We start from the raw sequence: 20,141 nt of genomic DNA on the forward strand, positions 1-20,141 counted from the left end.
TAGCGCGCATAAGGTAGTCTAGATGCCAGAGATTATTTGTCCCAAATGCGGAACCGCATTCACCATTGACCAGGCCGGATATGCCGATATCCTGAAGCAGGTTCGTGATAAGGATTTTGACAGGCAGCTTCATGAACGGCTTGAGCAGACTGAACGTGAGAATAGCAAGATCCGCGAACTGGACAAGGCGCAGGCCGAGCAAACCTTGCAGAAGACCAAAAGCGCTAAGGATGCCCAGATACAGGAGCTGCAGGCAAAGCTGGAATCTGAGCAGGCTGCAAAGGAATTGGCTGTTTCAGAAGCCTTGCGGAAGGTCGAGAAGGAGAAAGACGATCTGAGCGCCAAACTGGATAAGGCCGAGTCGGAGAAGCAACAAGCGCTCGATCTGGCAGAGGCCAATTCCAAAAGCGAGCTGCAAAAGGCGGCTGCGGACAAAGAGGCCGAGATAGTCAAATTGCAGAATCAGCTTGATGCTTTTGAGTTGCAGAAGAAGCAGGAGCTTGCCCAGGCTCTGGGTCCGGTGGAGAAGGAGAGGGATGATTTCAAGGGCAGGCTTGAGAGGCTGCAGCTCGAGAAGGAGTCGGAGGAGAAGCTCTCCAAGGAGCAGCTGAAATCGCAGCTGCAGGCGGTCGCCGCGGACAAGGATTCCGAGATAGCAGAGTTGAAGAGCAGTCTGGACAAGGCGGAACTGCAGAGCAAGGTCGAGGCCAAGTCCCTCAAGGAGCGTTACGAGGTCCAGATCCAGGATCGTGACGAGCAGATTGAGCGTCTGCGTGATCTGAAGGCGAAGCTGTCCACCAAGATGGTGGGGGAGACGCTTGAGCAGCATTGCCAGATTGAATTCAACAAGCTGCGGTCCACGGCCTTCCCCAATGCCTACTTCGAGAAAGACAACGATGCGCGTACGGGCAGTAAGGGCGACTTCATCTTCCGCGACAAGGATGATTCCGGCACGGAGATCGTGTCCATCATGTTCGAGATGAAGAACGAGACGGACACCACCTCCACCAAGCACAAGAACGAGGACTTTTTCAAGGAGCTCGACAAGGACAGACGGGAGAAGGACTGCGAGTACGCCATCATGGTCTCCCTGCTGGAGCCTGACAGTGACCTGTACAACACGGGTATCGTGGATGTCTCCTATCGCTACCCGAAAATGTATGTCGTCCGTCCGCAGTTCTTCATACCGATAATCACCCTGCTTCGTGATGCCGCCAAGAACTCTTTGCAATACAAGAACGAACTTGAAGAGGTGAAGGCACAGAACATCGATATAACGCATTTTGAGGACGAGTTGGAGTCTTTCAAGAGCGCTTTTGGCCGCAATTATGATATCGCTTCGAAGAAGTTCAAGACCGCAGTGGAGGAGATCGACAAATCCATCAACCACCTGAACAAGATCAAGGATGCCCTGCTGGGCTCCGAGAACCAGCTTCGTTTGGCCAACAACAAGGCGCAGGACGTGACCATACGAAGACTGACCAGAAACAATGAGACCATGAAAGCCAAGTTCGACGAAGTAAAGAAATCCAAAGCCATAGGAAGCTGAGAACTTGAACGGTGCAACCATGTGAAGGGTTAGGCGTAGACGGCTTCTCTAATTTTGCAGTCGGGATGTCCAACCATAACTGGTTGCACCATGTCAGCAACTGTTCTGATCTTCCTCAAATACGCTGAGATAGAAAAGCAAAGGCTCGGAATCCAAACGATTCCGAGCCTTACTGGTAGCGGGGTCAGGATTTGAACCTGAGACCTCTGGGTTATGAGCCCAGCGAGCTACCGAACTGCTCCACCCCGCGTCGGCTGTTCAACACAGCAGTTATCTATGTTACGGATTCCAGCGCACTTGTCAAGTCCGTGTGTGGGCACGCCCGCGCTGGGCCATAATAGAGTCATGCCTATCACCATCCCCACCGGATTGCCGGCCAGATCCATCCTGGATTCGGAGCGCATCTTCGCCCTGGAAAGCCACGAGGCGGAGCGCCAGGAGATGCGTCCGCTCAGGCTAGTCATCCTCAACCTGATGCCGACCAAGGTGGAGACCGAGACCCAGCTGCTGCGCCTGATCTCCAAGTCACCGCTGCAAGTGGAGATCGACTTCATGAAGACTTCCACCCATCAGGCCGTGCACACCAGCATGGATCACCTGGTCAAGTTCTACGAGAATCTGGACTCCTTCAAGGACAACTGTTATGACGGTCTTGTCGTAACGGGCGCCCCGGTGGAGCAGATGGACTTCGAGCAGGTCGACTACTGGGATGAACTGACCCGCATTCTGGACTGGGCGTCTACCCACGTCTTCTCCACTATGTATCTGTGCTGGGGGGCCATGGCTGGGCTCTACTACCGCCACGGCATCGCCAAGCGCAACCTGGATCGCAAGGTCTTCGGGGTCTTTCCCCAGTATCTGCAGGACGAGTACTGCTTCATCACCAATGGCTTCGACGAGGTAGCCCTGCAGCCCCACTCCCGATGGGCCGGAGTGGACGAGGACCAGGTGCGGGCCTGTCCGGATCTGCAGGTGCTGACCTGGGGTCCCCAGTCCGGCCCAGGGCTTATCAGCACCCAGGATTTCTCGGAGATTTTCGTGCTTGGCCACTGGGAGTACGACCGTGACACCCTGGCCCACGAGTACCAGCGTGACATGGCCAAGGGCCTGGATCAGGTGCCTTTCCCGGTCAACTACTACCCTCACGATGATCCGACTTTGGAGCCGGTCTTCTCCTGGCGGGCCCACGCCAACCTGCTCTGGCGCAACTGGCTGAACTGGGTCTACGAGACCACCCCCTACGACTTGGACCAGGTGCCGACTCTGCGGGCTGCTGGCCGGCTAGGCACCGACCGATCCATCAGACACGCCCCTGCCTGCCCACGCACCGACGGTTATCGGCCCTTGACGGGTGACGGGTATGGGCTTATTCCGGGTGCTGTCAAGAGTTGATGACGGTCGCATTACATTCGTCATCGGCCTGTCCACGTCGCGGTGCGGATTGGACCTGCGGCCACTATTTGTGACACACTGGATGAATCTATGATTACCGTGGCTCCTGGTCTGGGCTACACTACCCATACGGTGCAGCCATGAGTCGCGTGCGCGCTATAGTGTTCACTGTGTCGTTCAGGAGGCGATAGATGCTAGAGGCAATGGGAAGTGAAGCTTTCAGTCTGGCCATGGCCAAGCCGAGTGAGCTGCCTTCCATCGATGATTTCCTGCCTCCTGAGATTCTTTTCCAGGGAACGCCCTTTGCCATGAACCGGATCATCCTGATCAGATTCGTGGCCATGGTCATCATTCTTCTGGTGCTGGGGATCACTGCCGCAAGGGCCAAGCTGATTCCATCCCGCTGGCAGGGGGCAATTGAGTGGGTCATCGAGTTCATCCGTGACTCGGTCGTCTATGACACCTTGGGCGAGATTCGTGGCAAGCGCTACGTGCCCATGATCACGACCATCTTCTTGACCATCCTGGTCTTCAACCTCTGTGGCATCGTGCCAGGCATGAACATAGCTGCTACGGCCACTATCACCATGCCTCTGGTCTTCGCCATCTGGACTTTCTGCCAGTACATGGTAACGGGATTCCGGGAGCAGGGTGTCTGGGGCTACTTCAAGTCGGAGCTCTTTCCAGCTGGTGTGCCCTGGCCTCTCTATATTATTCTGACGCCCATCCAGCTTCTGGAGATGGTCATCGTCAAGCCGGCCTCTCTGACCATCCGACTCTTCGCCAACATGATCGCTGGCCATCTGCTGGTGGCGGTTACCCTGGCCTTTACCCAGTTCTACATCATCGAGGTCAGCAATAAGGCTTTGGCACTGGCGGGCGTCGGCTGGTTCGTTCTGGGCTTCGCCCTGACGGCCTTTGAAATCTTTGTGGCGGCCCTTCAGGCCTACATCTTCGCCATCCTGACCACGGTTTACATCTCCATGAGTTACCCTGAAGAAGGTTGAGCGAAAAGAACAAGCCGCGGTCGGCGTTTTAAGCGGTCGCAGCCCACATATTCGTTGGTTCCGACCAGTAGACGGGGGTCGGGGCCGAACCACAATCCAAGAACCGGCAACGGTGGAGGAAAGGAAAATAAATGGACATCATCACACTTGCTGAGGTCTCCGGCAATCTGAGCATCCTGGGATACGGCATTGCAGCTCTCGGCCCCGCGCTGGGTCTGGGCATCGCCGTCGGCAAGACCGTCGAGAGCATGGCTCGCCAGCCTGAGATCAGCGGACAGCTGCGCACCACTATGTTCATCGGCCTGGCTCTGATCGAGGTGCTGGCCCTGCTGGGCTTCGTGGCGCTCTTCATCGCCTGAGCCGTGTGATTCTTGCATGATCCGGCTTCGATAAAGGAAAGGAGGAGCCAATGTACGCTCTAGCGGTAGGCAAAGGGATCAAGCTGTTTATTCCTCCGATTTACGATATCTTCTGGTCGCTGGTCATCCTGGTCATCCTGGCCGTCTTCTTCTACAAGTTCTTCATGCCCAAGTTCCAGGCCATCTTCGATGAGCGCTCGTCCAAGATTGAGGGCAACATCCAGAAGGCCGCCAAGGCTCGTGAAGAGGCGGATCAGGCCCGTAAGCAGTATCAGGATCAGCTGGGCAAGGCTCGTGTTGAGGCTTCCCAGATCCGTGATGACGCCCGCGCCGAGGCCTCCAGGATCGTGGCGGATGCCAGGACCCGGGCCGAGACCGAGGCCAACCAGATCACCGAGAACGCCCAGCGATCCCTCAAGACCCAGCAGCAGCAGGCGCTGGTCTCGCTCAAGGGCGAGGTGGGCACGCTGGCTACGGCTCTTGCCGGCAAAATCCTGGGCTCGCAGCTTCAGGATGATGCCGTGCAGTCCTCTATGATCGACTCGATCATCGCGGACCAGGGCTCGGACAAGCGGCAGGCAGGGTGACTGATTGGCGGACGATGGGAACGTTGATTCCGCGAAAGGGGAGGTGACATGCGAGGAGAGACTTCGCTGAGCTCCGACAAGGAGACTAGGGCCAAGTATGCCCCTTTGCTCAAGAGCAAGGGGAAGGATGCCCTCCGTGTGGCCATGGAGCTCTATACCTTCGTGACCCTGCTCGATGCCAACAGGCCCCTGGAGCGTGCGCTGACCGACCCCTCCCGTCCTGCTGAGGACAAGTGGCGGGTGATCGACACCATCCTGGCTGATAAGGCCGATCCGCTGACCGTGGATATCCTCCATGATCTGACCGATCATCAGTGGAGCCGTGTGGTGCACATCGCCAACGCGGCCGAGGACATGTCAGTGGATGCCACCGCCTATTACGCCGATGCTCTGGGCATCACCAACCAGGTGGCCGGCGAGCTGGCTGAGATCCATTCGGCCCTGCTCGGGATGCCTCTGGTGCTCTTCCGGCTCTCGGACGAGTACAGTGATTCCAAAGCCCGGGCCGACCTGCTCAGGGCGCTCCTTGACGGGCAGCATATGCATCCGGTCACCGAGCAGATGGCCCTGAACGCCACCATCGACCTGCGCGGACGGCGCTTCCCAGACACTATCGTTTGGTTGGTGGACCGCTTCTCCGAGCACATGGACCAGGTCATGGTCACCGTCACCACGGCGGTCTCCATGAAGGACAAACAGGTCAGCCGTCTGCAGGAGGTCTACGGGCACAAGCTGGGCAAGCCGGTCCACATCAACTCGGTGGTCGATCCTTCGGTCCTAGGCGGCATGAAGGTCCAGTACGGCTCGGTCTCCACCGACGGCACGGTGGCCACCCAGCTGAAGCACCTGAAGCGGCGGATGGCCGTGGCAGGATGAGCATGGGACCAACAGACTTGAACAAGAACAGAAATAAGGAGTGATCATGGCAGAAATGACCATTGATCCCGCCGTGGTGCGCAAGGCGCTCGACCAGTTCGTCGAGTCCTACAAGCCGACGGACACCCCCACCCAGGAGGTGGGCTACGTCCGTACGGCTGGTGACGGCATTGCGCATGTGGAGGGACTGCCTGGTTGCATGGCCAACGAGCTGCTGACCTTCGAGGACGGCACGCTGGGTCTGGCTTTCAACCTGGACGCCCGAGAGATCGGCGTGGTCATCCTGGGCGACTTCGCAGGTGTCGAAGAGGGCCAGGAAGTCCACAGGACCGGTGAGGTGCTCTCAGTGCCCGTCGGCGACGGCTATCTGGGGCGTACGGTCAACCCTCTGGGCGAGCCCATCGACGGCCTGGGCGAAATCAAGAGCGAGGGCCGCAGAATCCTGGAGGCTCAGGCCCCCGACGTCATGCACCGGCATCCCGTCGATGAGCCCCTGGCCACCGGCATCAAGGCCATCGACGCCATGACACCCATCGGCCGCGGTCAGCGCCAGCTGATCATCGGCGACCGGCAGACCGGCAAGACGGCCATCGCCATCGATACCATCATCAACCAGAAGCGCAACTGGGAGTCCGGAGACCCCAAGAAGCAGGTGCGGTGCATCTACGTGGCCATCGGTCAGAAGGGCACCACCATCGCCTCGGTCCGTTCCTCCCTGGAAGAGGCCGGCGCCATGGAGTACACCACCATCGTGGCCTCCCCGGCTTCCGACTCCGCAGGCTTCAAGTACATAGCCCCCTACACCGGTTCGGCCATCGGCCAGCACTGGATGTATGGCGGCAAGCACGTCCTGATCGTCTTCGACGACCTGAGCAAGCAGGCCGAGGCCTACCGGTCCATCTCCCTGCTGCTGCGTCGTCCGCCGGGGCGTGAGGCTTACCCTGGCGACGTCTTCTACCTGCATTCGCGTCTGCTGGAGCGCTGCGCGAAGCTCTCCGATGACCTGGGCGGCGGATCCATGACCGGTCTGCCCATCATCGAGACCAAGGCCAACGACGTTTCGGCCTACATTCCGACCAACGTGATCTCCATCACCGACGGCCAGATCTTCCTGCAGTCTGATTTGTTCAATTCCAACCAGCGTCCCGCCGTGGACGTGGGCATTTCAGTCTCCCGTGTGGGCGGCGCCGCACAGACCAAGGCCCTGAAGAAGGTCTCCTCGACCCTGAAGATCTCCCTGGCCCAGTACCGCTCCCTGCAGTCCTTCGCCATGTTCGCCTCGGATCTGGATGCGGCCTCCAAGGCCCAGCTGACCCGCGGCGCCAGGCTGACCGAGCTGCTCAAGCAGCCCCAGTTCACGCCTTACTCCATGGAGAAGCAGGTCGTCTCGGTCTGGGTGGGCACCCATGGCAAGCTGGATGATCTGGACCTGGAGGACGTGCTGCCCTTCGAGTCAGGGCTCCTGGACTACCTGGACCACAACACCGACATCCTCAAGACCATCCGCGACACTGAGGACTTCACCGACGACACCGAGAAGGCCCTGGATAAGGCCGTGGACGAGTTCGCCAAGACCTTCGTGACCCACAAGGGCCAGACCATGGATGGCCACAAGGCCGATCAGGACCAGGGGCAGCCTGTGGCCGTCCAGCAGGAGAAGCTGGTGGCCGACGGCAAGAGCGGCAGCAAGGCCGGGAAGCGGTAGACCATGGCCTCACAACTCGCATTCAAGTCAAGGATCGCCTCCACTTCGGCATTGGAGAAGATCTTCAATGCCCAGGAGATGATAGCCTCCTCGCATATCGCCAAGGCCAGGACCGTGGCCCTGGAAGCGAAGCCTTACTCCGATGCGATCTTCGATGCAGTCCAGGCCCTGGTGGCCCATACGGACGACATCCGCCATCCCATTGTCAGGAAGGACGAGAAGAACCCGCGCGTGGCTGTGCTGGCGCTGACGGCCGACCGCGGCATGGCAGGGGCCTATACCTCCTCGGTCATCCGCGAGACGGAGTCCCTGCTGGCCCGACTGGACCAGCAGGGCCGACAGCCCCAGCTCTTCGTCTACGGTCGTCGCGGTGTCTCTTACTACCGCTACCGCAACCGCAGCATCGTCAAGACCTGGGAGGGCGACAGCGATCGGCCCGGCGTGGATGTGGCCAGGGAGATCTCCCAGGCACTGCTGGAAACCTATATGACTCCAGCGGCCAAGGGGGGCGTCTCCGAGCTCTACATCGTCTACACCGAATTCATCAACATGGTGGTGCAGAAGGTCCGGGTGTTGCGTATGCTGCCTCTGGAGCTGATCAGGCCGGACCAGGAGCAGCCTGAGGAGGCCATTGATGCTCCCGTGCCGGACGACGAACATGGGCGCCAGGGTGACCGCTATGCGGCCCTCTACGACTTTGAGCCCAACTCCCAGGAGGTGCTGGATGCCGTCCTGCCCAAGTACATTCAGTCGCGCATCCATGAATGCCTGCTCACTTCGGCCGCCTCGGAGACAGCCAGCAGGCAGAACGCCATGCACACCGCCACTGATAACGCCAAGGGGCTGATCGACGACCTGACCCGCAGGCTCAATGCCAGCCGCCAGGCGGCCATCACGCAGGAACTTACCGAGATCGTCGGCAGCGCCGATGCGCTCAACAAAGAGGAAGAGTAGGAACGCCAATGGTTGCACAGCAAGAACAGCCGACCACAGCGAGCCGCAAGCCGGATTCGGCCTCCATGGGGCGCGTCACCCGAGTCCAGGGTTCGGTCATCGATGTGGAGTTCCCGGCAGGTCACCTGCCGGACATCTACAATGCCCTGACCGTGAATCTGAGCCAGTCCTCGAACACCGAGGGCGAGTCGCTGACCACCATCATGCTGGAGGTGGAGCAGCACCTGGGCGATTCCACGGTCCGCACCGTGGCCCTGAAGCCCACCGACGGCCTGGTCCGCGGCGCCACAGTCACCGATACGGGCGGGCCCATCATGGTGCCCGTGGGCGACGTGACCAAGGGACACGTCTTCGACGTGGCCGGCAACATCCTCAACAAGAAGGAGGGTGAGCAGATCAAGGTCACCGAGCGGTGGCCCATCCATCGCAACCCGCCTGCATTCGATCAGCTGGAGTCCAAGACCCAGATGTTCGAAACCGGCATCAAGGTCATCGACCTGCTGACCCCCTACGTGGAGGGCGGCAAGATCGGCCTGTTCGGCGGCGCAGGTGTGGGCAAGACCGTGCTCATCCAGGAGATGATCCAGCGTGTGGCGCAGAACCACGGCGGTGTCTCCGTCTTCGCAGGCGTGGGCGAGCGTACACGTGAGGGCAACGACCTGATCGGCGAGATGGACGAGGCCGGCGTTCTGGAGAAGACCGCACTGGTCTTCGGCCAGATGGACGAGCCCCCGGGGACCCGTCTGCGTGTGCCCCTGACCGCCCTGACCATGTCGGAGTACTTCCGCGACGTGGAGAACCAGGATGTGTTGCTCTTCATCGACAACATCTTCCGGTTCACCCAGGCCGGCTCCGAGGTCTCCACCCTGCTGGGCCGTATGCCCTCGGCCGTGGGCTACCAGCCCAACCTGGCCGACGAGATGGGTGCCCTGCAGGAGAGAATCACCTCAACCCGTGGCCATTCGATCACCTCCCTGCAGGCCATCTATGTGCCGGCCGATGATTACACCGACCCGGCCCCTGCGACTACCTTCGCCCACTTGGACGCCACCACCGAGCTCAGCCGTGACATCGCCTCCCAGGGCATCTATCCGGCTGTGGATCCGCTGGCATCCACCTCCAGGATTCTGGACCCGCGCTATGTGGGGCAGGCCCACTACGACTGCGCCAACCGGGTCAAGGCCATCCTGCAGAGGAACAAGGAGCTCCAGGACATCATCGCCCTGATCGGCATCGACGAGCTGGGCGAGGAGGACAAGACCACCGTCAACCGCGCCCGCAAGATCGAGCAGTTCCTTGGCCAGAACTTCTACGTGGCTGAAAAGTTCACCGGTCGCAAGGGTTCCTACGTGCCTGCGGACGAGACCATCGAGGCCTTCACCCGCATCTGCGACGGCGCCTATGACGACGTGCCCGAGCAGGCATTCTCCGGCATCGGCGGCATCGACGACCTGGAGCACAAGTGGCACGATATGCAGAAGGAATACCGGTAGTCATGGCGGACACAGGCAAGGCTTCCATGCAGGTCAACATCGTCTCGGCGGACAGGCCCATCTGGTCGGGTCAGGCGCGGTCGGTCACCGTGCCCGGCACCCAGGGGTCCATGGGCATCATGCCCGACCACGAGCCGGTGCTGGCACTGCTGCAGGAGGGCAACATCCGGGTTCAGGCCACCGATGGCGGTCGTCAGTCCTTCCATGTGGACAGCGGATTCGCCTCCTTCGACAGCAACAAGCTGACTGTGGCCGTGGACCACTACCTGGAGGATGCCGATCAGGGGCAGCAGTCCTGACTTCCTTTCCTCTTCCGCCCGGCTGGTGCACTCGCATCGGCCGGGCCTTTTCTTTCTCGGCCGGAACAGCGACTGATATATTGGCACCTGTGCGAATCATTGTTGCCGACTGCTCCGCCGAATACTCCGGGCGTCTCAATGCCAGCCTGCCGACGGCCAGGCGCGTTCTGCTGATCAAGGCCGACATGAGCTGTCTGATCTTTTCGGAACTGGGCTCATACAAACCCCTGAACTGGATGTGCGCCCCCTGTACCATCAGGGAGATCGAACCCGAGGAGACCGGCAAGGACGTCCCGGGTGTCAAGGCTGATTCAGTGGCCGGAACCGGGCCGGACGAGGTGGTGGAAGCCGCCGCGCCCGATGCGCTGATCGCCCAGGAGCAGGACCAGGACCAGACTCGGCCCGTCCGTATGGTTCTGCGTGTTTCGGCCGTCAAATCCAGCGATGTGCTCACCATCAGGCTCTACCAGGTCTATGCCGACGACAGTTATGACCTGGGGGTGGATCCGGGATTGGTCAAGGACGGTGTGGAAGCGCATCTGCAGCGCTATCTGGCCGAACAGATCGACCGCATCGGCCCGGGGGCAACCCTGGTGCGCAGGGAGTATCCCACGCCCATCGGTCCGGTGGACATCATGGCCGTGGACGGCCAGGGACGGCATGTGGCCATCGAGATCAAGCGGCATGGGGGTATCGACGGAGTGGAACAGCTGACCCGCTATTGCCGCCTGCTCAACCGCGACCCCCTGCTGGCTCCTGTCCGCGGGATCTTCGCGGCCCAGACCATCACCCCCCAGGCCAGGGTCCTTGCCGAGGACAGGGGATTCGAGTGCCTGATTCTGGACTACGAGGCCATGAAGGGCGCCGACAGCGACGAACTGACCCTCTTCTGAGGCAGTGTTCAGTCTTGCATGGACTTGCACAGGCAATATGTCGGGCAGCTCACATAGATTCTCGGTTGGTTCGAAAAGACCCGAAAAGCTACTAGATATTGGGGTTTATGGCCTGACACGCCACTACAGGTGGTATTGTGCTCACGCCTGGGAGTGTGTAGAGTGCAATCAACAGGTTCCAAGCAGAGGGCTATGGAGCTTGGAAGACACGGCTACATTTACGGGAGAGGCGATTATGTCCATCATGGTCTACACCAAGGCGCACTGTCCCCAGTGTGACGCCACCAAGCGTCAGTTGACCAAGCAGGGGCTGGAGTTCGAGCAGGTGGATTTGACCGAGAATCAGACCTTGATCGACCAGTTCATCGCCCAGGGATTCAAGCAGACCCCCATCGTAGTCACTGACCAGGAGACGTGGAGCGGGTATCGCCCCGATCTGATCAGGAAGGTAGCGCAGAGCGCCAAGGTCTTTGCCTGATCAAAGTACTCGGAGCCCGGTTCACGAATATGTGGACCGGGCTTTTTTCATAGCTTGGTGAGCAGTGGGGCTAATCAAAAACGTGGAATCTACTGCCAGTTTTCGGCAGCCACGATCTGAAGGCGTCGGTCAGCCTTTGCCGACTGAAGCCATCCCATCAGTACTGCCCAGTTGCTGTATGAATTGTCTGGCAACGCGGGCGGTCTCGGCATGATTGCGGATTGTCGTTCAGGTTGCTGTGAGCGCGGATGATAACGCGGTATCCGGTATTCGTATATCCAAAAGCAGAGGAAAGCGGCCCGCCTTCCCTAGGATTGTCGACTATATGCCGCGGTCGACGGGAAGCGGGCGGGAAGCGGTGAAGAGAAGACGATGAACAAGATGCGAGCAAGTAGGGAGGTGAGGGCATGAATTGGACCTTTATGGCGCAGAATCTGCATTTCTTCGTCAATGCGGCCTATGTAACGGTCTTCATCTCCTTCTTCGGCGTGGTGCTTTCCATGCTGATCGGGCTGGTCTGCGCCGGGCTGGAGGTCTTCAGGATTCCCCTGCTCACGCAAGTGGCCAGGGTATACATCGAGCTGTCAAGAAACACCCCGCTCCTGGTTCAGCTCTACTTCCTCTATTTCGGGTTGCCCAAGCTTGGGGTCAACTGGAGCGCCCAGACCTGTGCCATCGTCGGGCTGGCCTTCCTGGGCGGCTCCTACATGGCCGAGGCCATGCGTGGCGGACTGGAAGCGGTGCCTCGGGTTCAGATCGAGTCCGCCCGCGTCCTGGGATTCACGCGAGCCCAGACCCTGTCCAGAATTGTGCTGCCCCAGGCCCTGAGCAGCGCCATACCGGGCGTGGTGGCCAACATCATCTTCCTGATCAAGGAGTCCTCGGTGGTCTCGGCCATCGCTCTGGCCGACGTCATGTATGTCACCAAGGATCTGATGGGCACCTCCTACGACACCTATGAGTCCCTGACCCTGCTCATCGTCACCTATCTGGTAATTCTGCTGCCCATCTCCGTCATTGGAACCGTTCTCGAGCGGAGGTTCGACTATGCAAGGCGTTGAGGTGCTCTTCCAGCCGGGGGTCATGCCCAGGCTCTTCCAGGGGCTCTGGGTGACCGTCTGGATAGCCGGCGTCTCGGTCCTGCTCTCCCTGCCCCTGGGGTTAGTGGTCGGATGGCTGATGACCCTGCGCAACAGCCTGGTTCGATTCCTGATGAGGATCTATCTGGACTTCATCCGCATCATGCCCCAGCTGGCCCTGCTCTTCATCGCCTTCTACGGGCTGTCCAGGGCGTGGAACCTGAATCTTGACGCCACCGGCGCCTGCCTGCTGGTCTTTGTGCTCTGGGGCGGGGCCGAGCTGGGCGACCTGGTCCGCGGGGCCCTGGAGTCCATTCCCCGCACCCAGGTGGAGTCGGCCTATGTGCTTGGGCTGGGGTCCTGGCAGACCTTCTCCAAAATCATCCTTCCGCAGGCCTTGCGCCGACTGCTGCCGGCCAGTGTCAACCTGGCCACCAGGATCGTCAAGACCACCTCCCTGGCCGCCCTGCTGGGCGTCATCGAGGTCATCAAGGTCGGTCAGCAGATCATCGATGCCAACCGTTTCGCCTATCCCCAGGCGACCCTGTGGATCTACGGTGTGATCTTCTTCATGTATTTCTTCATCTGCTGGCCCCTGTCCCTGGTGGCCCGGCATCTGGAAAAGAGGTGGGCCCATGACTGAGGGGCAAGCGATGGCGAACCGGCCACAGGACGAACAGGCGGAGCGGGCGGTGCTGACCGTTGAGCATCTGGTCAAGCAGTATCCGCAGGCGCAGAGCCCTGTGCTCAATGACATCTCCTTCCAGGTGCCCAAGGGCAAGGTCTTTGTGGTCCTGGGTCCCTCGGGCTCAGGCAAGTCCACCCTGCTGCGGACCATAGCCGGACTGGAACCCATACAGGGTGGCCGGATTCTTCTGGACGGTCAGGTGGTGGAGACCGGTCATCCCCTGGGCAAGCGCAGCGGAGGTCCTGGCGGCCTGATGTCGGGCAGCCGCAGCTCCGATCTACGCACCAGGATCGGCATGGTCTTCCAGAGCTACGACCTCTTCCCCAACAGGACGGTGCTGGACAACGTGACACTGGCGCCTGTCCTGGTTCAGAAACGCAAGCGGGACCAGGCGCGTCAGGAGGCTCTGGAGCTGCTGGACCGGGTGGGGCTGGCCGACCGCCGGGATGCTTGGCCCAGCCAGCTCTCGGGCGGCCAGCGGCAAAGGGTGGCCATCTGCCGGGCGCTCATCCTCCATCCTGAGATCATGCTCTTCGACGAGGTGACCGCGGCTCTGGATCCTGAAATGGTCCGCGAGGTTCTTCAGGTCATTCTGGAGCTGGCCGACCAGGGGTTGACCATGATGATCGTCACCCACGAGATGGCCTTCGCCAGGGGCATCGCCGACCATATCGTCCTTTTGGATGGAGGCACCCTGGTCGAACAGTCCGACGATCCGGAGGCCTTCTTCACCCACCCGACCACTGACCGGGCGCAACGCTTCCTGTCCACCTTCACCTATGAGCGCAGGCGGAATCAGGACCAGGATCAGGAGTCCCGATGAGGACTCCACATATTCGTCCGGCGGTCTTCGCCGGAACCGTCCTCAGGGGCGGCCATAGGAAAGAGAACAGGAAAAGAGGGATCATGACCGCAAGGGTAATGAACCGAGTGATACGGGCGGCGCTGGCCACGGGGGCGACGATCGCGATGATGGCTTCCATGGCGGCCTGCGGCCCTTCGGCGGCCACCCCCGGTGACGCTGGAAGCGGTTCGGGGGGCAGCTCGGGCCCCTCGGCGGCATCCGGGTCTGCACGCACCCCGGAGCAGATCACCAAGTCCGGGAAGCTCAAGGTGGCGGTCTTCACCGACAAGGCCCCCTTCGGCTACGTGGACAAGGACGGCAGGAACCAAGGCTACGACGTGGTCCTGGCCGAGCGCCTGGCCAAGGATCTGGGCGTCAAGCCCGAATACACCTCGGTGGACCCGGCCGCCCGGGTGGACGTGCTGTCCAGCAACAAGGTGGACGTGGTCCTGGCCAACTTCACCGTCACTGATGATCGCGCTCGCAAGGTGGACTTCGCCAAGCCTTATATGAAGGTCTTCCTGGGCGTGGTTTCCCCGGATTCGGCGCCGATCAAAGATGTCAAGGAGCTGAACGGCAAGACCCTGATCATCGCCAAGGGGACCACGGCCGAGCCCTACTTCGAACAGCATTACCCGGAAGTCAAGCTGCAGAAGTACGACCAGTACGCCGATGCCTACAACGCCCTGCTTGACCACCGTGGTGACGCCATGAGCACCGACAACACCGAGGTGCTGGCCTGGGCCAAGGCCAACAAGGGCTTCTCGGTGGGCATCACCAAGCTCGGGGACGAGGCGGTCATCGCTCCTGCCGTGCGCAAGGGGAACAAGCCCCTGCTGGACTACATCAACAAGGAGCTGGTCAAGCTGGGCCAGGAGCGGTTCTTCCATGAGGACTACCGCAAGACCCTGGAGCCGGTCTACGGCAGCGAGGCCAACCCCGACGAGATTGTGGTCGAGGGCGGCAAGGACTGACCCGGCCGTCCGGTTTATGGCAGGGGCCCGTACCTATCCGAATGCGACTGGATGGGTACGGGCCCCTGCTTGTCTGAGTTGGTGGATCGGCTGGTCAGTAGGCGGCCAGGATGTCGACCACGAAGATCAGGGTCGAATTGGCCGGGATCTTCTGCTGTTGTTGGCTGCCATAGCCCAAGTCGGGCGGAATGACCAAAAGAACCTGAGATCCCACCGTCTGGCCTGCCAGACCCTGTTGCCAGCCCTTGACCACCTGGTCCAGGCTGAAGTCGCTGGCCTCACCCCTGTCCCAGGAGGAGTCGAACTGCTTGCCGTCGGAGGCCAGCCAGCCGGTGTAGTTGGCGCTGACGCTCTGATGCTCGCCGACCTTGGCCCCCTCGCCCTTGATCAGGGGCTGGACGACCAGTCCTGCCTTGGGCTTATACCCGTTGAGATCCAGTGAGGGCTTGCCCTTGTCGTCCAGGCTGATCCTGGGCAGGTCGCTGGGCAGGTCGGTCACCTTCTTACCCTGTGCGCGGGTCAGGTTCTTGGACCTGGAGACGAAGGTCAGGGCCATGATATAGGAGTCGCTCGCCTGGCTGCTGCCGGAGCCTGACTCATCGATGCCCACGGCCACGGTGGAGTTGACCTTGAGGCCTTTGAAGGTGTCATAGTAGGCCGGGATGGATTTCCTGCTGATGACGATGGAGCACTCCGGGCTGCTCTTGTCCCAGGTGGAGTTGATCACCTTGCCGGTCTTGGCATCCAGAGCCAGGCTCCTTGTACATACACGGTCCCCGTCGCGGATGACCTCGCCGTTGCCCTCCTGGATGACCTGATGGGTTTGGTTCTCGACCTTGAAGGGCGTCTTGAAGCTGATGTCGGGCTTGCTGCCAGGCTTGCCGCTGGCTGATACTCCCTGCATGGTGTCGCCCGAGTGCCCGCCCCCGTCGGATTCCCCGCCGCAGGCTGACAGTCCGAGGCATAGGGCCAGAGCGGTCATGGCGCCCAGCAGACGCTTGCTGCCTGATTTCCTTGCGATGATGGTCATGGAAGACCAGTTTAGGGCTTATGGGTGATTTCCCGGTGCTGGAAACCATCTCATAGGGTGCCGACGGTAGAATGTGGATGATATGGAGCAAGTACCCGAGGAAAAAGATGAGATGACGCGGCCCGGCAAGCCCTCGCGTCACAGCATGATCATGCGCGGCATCGTCACCCCCATCTTCGGACTGTTGGCTGTAACGGCCATAGTGCTGGGTATCTTCAACGCCACGGTCTGGAAGCCTTCGGCTCATGTGGATGCGCATGCGCGTACGAAGGCGGCCTATGTGGTGACCGATCCAGGTGTGCTTCCCCTGGTGGACAGCAAAGTGACCATGCGAGTGGATGCGGCATCGGCTGGGGCTTCCGCGTCAGCAGATCAGGATTCACAGAAGCCCACCGTCTGTATGGCCCTGACCACGGCCAAGGATGCAGCTGGCTGGACGGCCGGGCATGATGTGGCCCGGGTGCGCGGCCTGGATGATTGGCAGACCCTGTCCGTCGGCAGGGACACCAGCCCCGGCAAGGCCGTCAAAAGTGATCAGGGCGTGGCCTTTCAGGATTCGGATATGTGGCAACAGGTCACCTGCTCCGACAGCAGCGTGTCAATGTCCCTGAAGACCGACGATCCGCAGGCCGTCCTACTGGTGGCAGTTCCCCAGGGCGCTCATTCCCTGGGGCTGGAGATGCTCTGGCAGCGTGACAAACTGCCCAACTTCGCCATGCCCTTCTACTTTGCCGGCGGGCTGTTGGCCCTGCTGGCTGTTCTTTCGGCTACGGTCTTTGCCATGGATCCGGCCAAGCGCCGCAGGCAGACCGAACCTGAAGAAGAGGATGAAGAGACTCCCGAGGTCAGTGTGGTCCAGGCCCTGGGCAGCGCCATTCTGCCTGGTCTCGGAAATCGGCATACCCCGGCTTCAGGCCGACGCCTGCGTCACGCTCGTGGCCAGGCGCGGCAGGGGGATCCAGGACCCCCGCCCAGGCCGCCTGTGGTGATTGATCCGCGCAATCGGAACCTGGTCGCTGACCAACAGGAGGGTGCCGACGGCAGTACCGTCAACGGCGACCGGAGAGCCGACGATATGTCGTCCACCAGGGTTATCAGCAGCCAGGAGATGGCCTCCTACCTGGCCAGGCTTGCCCACGAGGGGGAGGAGGAGCGCCAATGAGTATGAACAAACCGTTGAACGGGGTGGCGGCTGTAGCGGCGTTGGCTTTGTCCCTGGCCCTTCTGCCGGGTCTGTCCGCCTGCGAGGGGCAGGTTCCCCAGGCGCGCCGGACCGAACCCCAGAGCACTGCAACCACTGCTCCCGCCCCCAACCTGACCCCGGCCCAGGAGGCACGTATCCGCAAGAGCATCGGGGCTGTTCTCGATCAGGCCAACGAGGCCAAAGACCCGGCCGGGCTGGACCAGCGGGTCAGCGGCCCCCAACTGGAGATCCGCACCAGCGAGCTGACCATAGCACGGGCCACTGGGCAGTTGGATCCCAAGACGACCATCCCCACAACCATCGCCCAGACGGTCATTCCCGGCGATCCGGGCTGGCCGCGTTCGGTCTTCTCGATTACCACCACCACGCAGGATCAGCAGTCCAAGCGCCTCTTGGTTCTGGACCAGGAGTCCGCCCATGACAACTACAAGCTTTGGGGCGTGGCCCGACTCTTCCAAGGAGCCCAGTTGCCCAAGTTCCCGGTGGCCACCATCGGCGCCAGGATGGGGCAGGGCGACGACCAGGGGCTCAAGGCTACACCGGTGGAGGCCGTGCGCCGCTATGCCGACCTCCTGCAGAACCCCCAGGGCAGCAAGTATGTCAAGGAGTTCGCCCAGGATGACTTCCGCAACTCCCTGGGCACGCTGACTCAGGTGGTCCAGCAGGGAATCGAAGCCAACAAGGGCAGTCAGTCCCAGACCTTCACCCCGGCACAGGGGCAGCTGCGGGTCATGCACTCCTCCGATGGGGGCGACCTGGTCGTGGCCCGGATCGATTCGGTCTGGACCAGGCAGGCGGGGGAGGGCCGTGAATCCTCGCCGGCCTCGGATGCCGAGACGGCCCTCTTTGGGCAGGGCAAGCCCACCAGCACCATGAAGGTCACCTATGTCAACGTAATCGCCCTTTACGTGCCTTCGGCGGACTCGCATGAGCCCATCAGGGCCGTGGGCGCCGAGCGTGAGCCCATCAAAGTGGAAGCGGTCTGAGGGGCGGGATTGCGCTGGGTGAACGCCCGGGCCTTGGACTAGATTGGCTTTCAGGAGTTTGCAATCAAGGGCGGGCCGAAGCTGCAGTCGGCGACCGCGGGGTTAAGGAGGACTGACATGGCGAACAAGAACGGGCAGGGGCAGCCGGGCGTCTCGTTGGCAGGAGCGGTCGACCTGGGCGCGCTCAAGCACCAGGTCGATGCCGAGCCAGGCCAACAGGGAGGGGCGCCCGCGGCCGGCGGCTACGTGATCGATACCACCGAGGCCAGTTTCCAGGCCATGGTCCAGACCTCGACCACCTTCCCCATTCTGATCCTGCTCTGGGTGCCCACCGACGACCGTCTCTTCCCCCTGGCCACCCGTCTGGCACAGGCCGTCAACGCCCAGGAGGGGCGCATTCAGCTCTCCCGCATCGACATCGCTTCCAATCCGCAGATCGCCCAGACCTTCCAGGTGCAGGGCGCCCCGGCCCTCTTTGCCCTGCTGGCCGGCAGGCCCATGCCCATCCTGCAGGGGCTGCCCACCGACGAGGAGATGAACCAGATCACCGATCAGCTCATTCCCCAGGTGGTTCAGATGGCGCAGAAGGCCGGCATCACCGGCAGTGCCCCCTACCAGGAGACCAACAACCAAGGGCAGGATGGGCAGGTCGGCCAGTCAGCGGCTGATGCCATCCCCCCTGCCCATCAAGAGGCCCACCGGTTGGCCCAGGAGGGTGACTATGCAGCTGCAGCCGAGGCCTATGGCAAGCTGGTCCAGGCCGACTCGACCGACGATCTGGCCAAGCGTGAACAGGCCAAGTGCCTGCTGATGGCCAGGTCGGCCAAGGCTGACGTCCGCAAGGTCCGTCAGGCTGCTGCCGATGCCCCTGACGACCTGCAGGCCCAGCTGGATGTGGCCGATGTGGATATGATCGGTGGCCAGATTCAGGATGCCTTTGATCGCCTGCTGGACTTTCTGGCCGGGCACCGGGATCAGACAGATCCCATCCGTCGCCGTCTGCTGGAGTACTTCGTCATTCCCGAACCGACCGATCCCCGGCTGGCCAAGGCCCGTCGCCGTCTGTCCACGCTGATGTACTGAACCGCTCCTGGATCACGATTCGCGATTCCCGTCGAAGTTGGTCAGGAAGCGCGGTCCGCTGGCCTTCAGCTCCCGGTCGAAGTCGGTCGCCCAGTCACCGAAGGGACGGTCGGCCAGCCCGTCGTTGGAGAACCGCGGATCGTCGGTGATTTCCGTGGTGCAGAAGTCGGGGATGGTCAGGTCGGTCACCGGACCGGTCCGTTCCACCTCGGCCACCACAAGGGGGGTGTTGCCGTCCCCGAAGACATCCAGGTTCCACCAGTCCTCGTCCAGCCAGACTCCATATCGGTTCTTGACGATGGGAACGCCGCCGCGCAGAACCAGCTCCAGGGCGATTCCCGGGTCTATGGCCCGTTCGGCCTCGTAGCGGGTGCCGCCGACAGAGGGGCCCTTGGCCGTCATTGAGGCGGCCTCGAAGTGGTCGCCTTCCTCAAGCAAGGTGTGGAGGGCATCGGTCCGGGCAGTCATGGGCACCACCGGGTCCACCTGTCCCTGAAGGCGAACACGCAGGGCGAAGTTGTCCTCATGTACGTAGTAGCTCTGCACAATAAGGGTCGGCCGACTCTCCCCGAGCAGCTCCCGGGGGAGGTCCCGGCAGAAGAATCTGCGCTCGAACTCGAAATCGTCCTCGTCCTCATTCATGGCCATGTCTCCCATGGTA

The 20,141-nt window shown here is 61.3% G+C and carries 21 protein-coding genes and 1 tRNA gene; 19 read left to right on the forward strand and 3 right to left on the reverse strand.

From position 1 onward, the window contains the following. The first annotated feature begins 22 nt into the window (after positions 1-22). Positions 23-1,549: a DUF2130 domain-containing protein gene (locus H3U90_RS04620; RefSeq protein WP_198177236.1), complete on the forward strand. Its 1,527-nt coding sequence runs from the start codon at positions 23-25 to the stop codon at positions 1,547-1,549. 173 nt (positions 1,550-1,722) lie between these two features. Here H3U90_RS04620 and H3U90_RS04625 read toward each other — a convergent pair. Continuing rightward, positions 1,723-1,799 (reverse strand) — tRNA-Met (locus H3U90_RS04625). A 95-nt stretch (positions 1,800-1,894) separates the two neighbouring features. Here H3U90_RS04625 and H3U90_RS04630 point away from each other — a divergent pair. From H3U90_RS04630 to H3U90_RS04700, 15 genes are all read left to right on the forward strand, one after another. After that, positions 1,895-2,941, forward strand: coding sequence for a homoserine O-succinyltransferase (locus H3U90_RS04630; protein WP_198177237.1), 1,047 nt, complete (start codon positions 1,895-1,897; stop codon positions 2,939-2,941). A gap of 191 nt (positions 2,942-3,132) precedes the next feature. Further along, positions 3,133-3,948, forward strand: coding sequence for a F0F1 ATP synthase subunit A (gene atpB, locus H3U90_RS04635; RefSeq protein WP_045935803.1), 816 nt, complete (start codon positions 3,133-3,135; stop codon positions 3,946-3,948). Between the two features lie 131 nt (positions 3,949-4,079). Further along, positions 4,080-4,307 (forward strand): ATP synthase F0 subunit C, encoded by a 228-nt coding sequence (gene atpE, locus H3U90_RS04640; protein WP_015022486.1) that lies wholly within the window; start codon positions 4,080-4,082, stop codon positions 4,305-4,307. Positions 4,308-4,357: 50 nt separating this feature from the next. Beyond that, positions 4,358-4,894, forward strand: a complete 537-nt coding sequence (locus H3U90_RS04645; RefSeq protein ID WP_045935802.1) for a F0F1 ATP synthase subunit B — start codon at positions 4,358-4,360, stop codon at positions 4,892-4,894. A 48-nt stretch (positions 4,895-4,942) separates the two neighbouring features. Then, positions 4,943-5,770, forward strand: coding sequence for a F0F1 ATP synthase subunit delta (locus tag H3U90_RS04650; protein WP_198177238.1), 828 nt, complete (start codon positions 4,943-4,945; stop codon positions 5,768-5,770). Positions 5,771-5,816: 46 nt separating this feature from the next. Then, positions 5,817-7,475, forward strand: a complete 1,659-nt coding sequence (gene atpA, locus H3U90_RS04655; RefSeq protein WP_198177239.1) for a F0F1 ATP synthase subunit alpha — start codon at positions 5,817-5,819, stop codon at positions 7,473-7,475. Between the two features lie 3 nt (positions 7,476-7,478). Beyond that, a complete protein-coding gene (locus H3U90_RS04660) occupies positions 7,479-8,429 on the forward strand; it encodes a F0F1 ATP synthase subunit gamma (RefSeq protein WP_045935799.1) in 951 nt (316 codons plus the stop codon). Positions 8,430-8,437: 8 nt separating this feature from the next. After that, positions 8,438-9,922: a F0F1 ATP synthase subunit beta gene (gene atpD, locus H3U90_RS04665; RefSeq protein WP_045935798.1), complete on the forward strand. Its 1,485-nt coding sequence runs from the start codon at positions 8,438-8,440 to the stop codon at positions 9,920-9,922. Between the two features lie 2 nt (positions 9,923-9,924). Further along, positions 9,925-10,221, forward strand: a complete 297-nt coding sequence (locus H3U90_RS04670) for a F0F1 ATP synthase subunit epsilon (protein WP_015022480.1) — start codon at positions 9,925-9,927, stop codon at positions 10,219-10,221. An 89-nt stretch (positions 10,222-10,310) separates the two neighbouring features. Continuing rightward, positions 10,311-11,114 (forward strand): endonuclease NucS, encoded by an 804-nt coding sequence (gene nucS / locus H3U90_RS04675; protein ID WP_198177240.1) that lies wholly within the window; start codon positions 10,311-10,313, stop codon positions 11,112-11,114. Positions 11,115-11,349: 235 nt separating this feature from the next. Beyond that, complete coding sequence (locus tag H3U90_RS04680) at positions 11,350-11,592, forward strand: glutaredoxin domain-containing protein (protein ID WP_198177241.1); 243 nt, start codon at positions 11,350-11,352, stop codon at positions 11,590-11,592. Positions 11,593-11,999: 407 nt separating this feature from the next. Beyond that, positions 12,000-12,653 carry an amino acid ABC transporter permease gene (locus H3U90_RS04685; RefSeq protein ID WP_198177242.1) on the forward strand — a complete coding sequence of 218 codons (654 nt, stop codon included), beginning with the start codon at positions 12,000-12,002 and terminating at the stop codon, positions 12,651-12,653. Next, on the forward strand, positions 12,640-13,314 hold the full coding sequence (locus H3U90_RS04690; RefSeq protein WP_198177243.1) for an amino acid ABC transporter permease: 675 nt from the start codon (positions 12,640-12,642) through the stop codon (positions 13,312-13,314). The genes H3U90_RS04685 and H3U90_RS04690 overlap by 14 nt, the downstream gene beginning before the upstream one ends. 10 nt (positions 13,315-13,324) lie before the next feature. Further along, entirely contained in the window at positions 13,325-14,182 is an 858-nt protein-coding gene (locus tag H3U90_RS04695) for an amino acid ABC transporter ATP-binding protein (RefSeq protein ID WP_232340475.1), read from the forward strand. A gap of 83 nt (positions 14,183-14,265) precedes the next feature. Beyond that, positions 14,266-15,177, forward strand: coding sequence for a cysteine ABC transporter substrate-binding protein (locus tag H3U90_RS04700; RefSeq protein ID WP_198177244.1), 912 nt, complete (start codon positions 14,266-14,268; stop codon positions 15,175-15,177). A 94-nt stretch (positions 15,178-15,271) separates the two neighbouring features. On the opposite strand, the gene H3U90_RS04705 is transcribed toward H3U90_RS04700, so the two are convergent. After that, complete coding sequence (locus H3U90_RS04705) at positions 15,272-16,207, reverse strand: FKBP-type peptidyl-prolyl cis-trans isomerase (protein ID WP_198177245.1); 936 nt, start codon at positions 16,205-16,207, stop codon at positions 15,272-15,274. 82 nt (positions 16,208-16,289) lie between these two features. Between H3U90_RS04705 and H3U90_RS04710 the strand changes: the two genes are divergently transcribed. The 3 genes from H3U90_RS04710 to H3U90_RS04720 all read left to right on the forward strand — a co-directional run bounded on the left by H3U90_RS04710 (position 16,290) and on the right by H3U90_RS04720 (position 19,480). Next, positions 16,290-17,369 (forward strand): hypothetical protein, encoded by a 1,080-nt coding sequence (locus H3U90_RS04710; protein ID WP_198177246.1) that lies wholly within the window; start codon positions 16,290-16,292, stop codon positions 17,367-17,369. Next, a complete protein-coding gene (locus tag H3U90_RS04715) occupies positions 17,366-18,397 on the forward strand; it encodes a hypothetical protein (protein ID WP_229281570.1) in 1,032 nt (343 codons plus the stop codon). Before H3U90_RS04710 ends, H3U90_RS04715 begins: the two co-directional genes overlap by 4 nt. A gap of 117 nt (positions 18,398-18,514) precedes the next feature. Then, positions 18,515-19,480, forward strand: coding sequence for a tetratricopeptide repeat protein (locus tag H3U90_RS04720; protein WP_198177247.1), 966 nt, complete (start codon positions 18,515-18,517; stop codon positions 19,478-19,480). 12 nt (positions 19,481-19,492) lie between these two features. On the opposite strand, the gene H3U90_RS04725 is transcribed toward H3U90_RS04720, so the two are convergent. Further along, a complete protein-coding gene (locus H3U90_RS04725) occupies positions 19,493-20,122 on the reverse strand; it encodes a hypothetical protein (RefSeq protein WP_198177615.1) in 630 nt (209 codons plus the stop codon). Between the last annotated feature and the right edge of the window lie 19 nt (positions 20,123-20,141).

It is taken from the genome of Bifidobacterium sp. W8103 (assembly GCF_016100775.1).
In the GTDB taxonomy this organism is placed as follows: Bacteria; Actinomycetota; Actinomycetes; order Actinomycetales; family Bifidobacteriaceae; genus Bombiscardovia; species Bombiscardovia choladohabitans.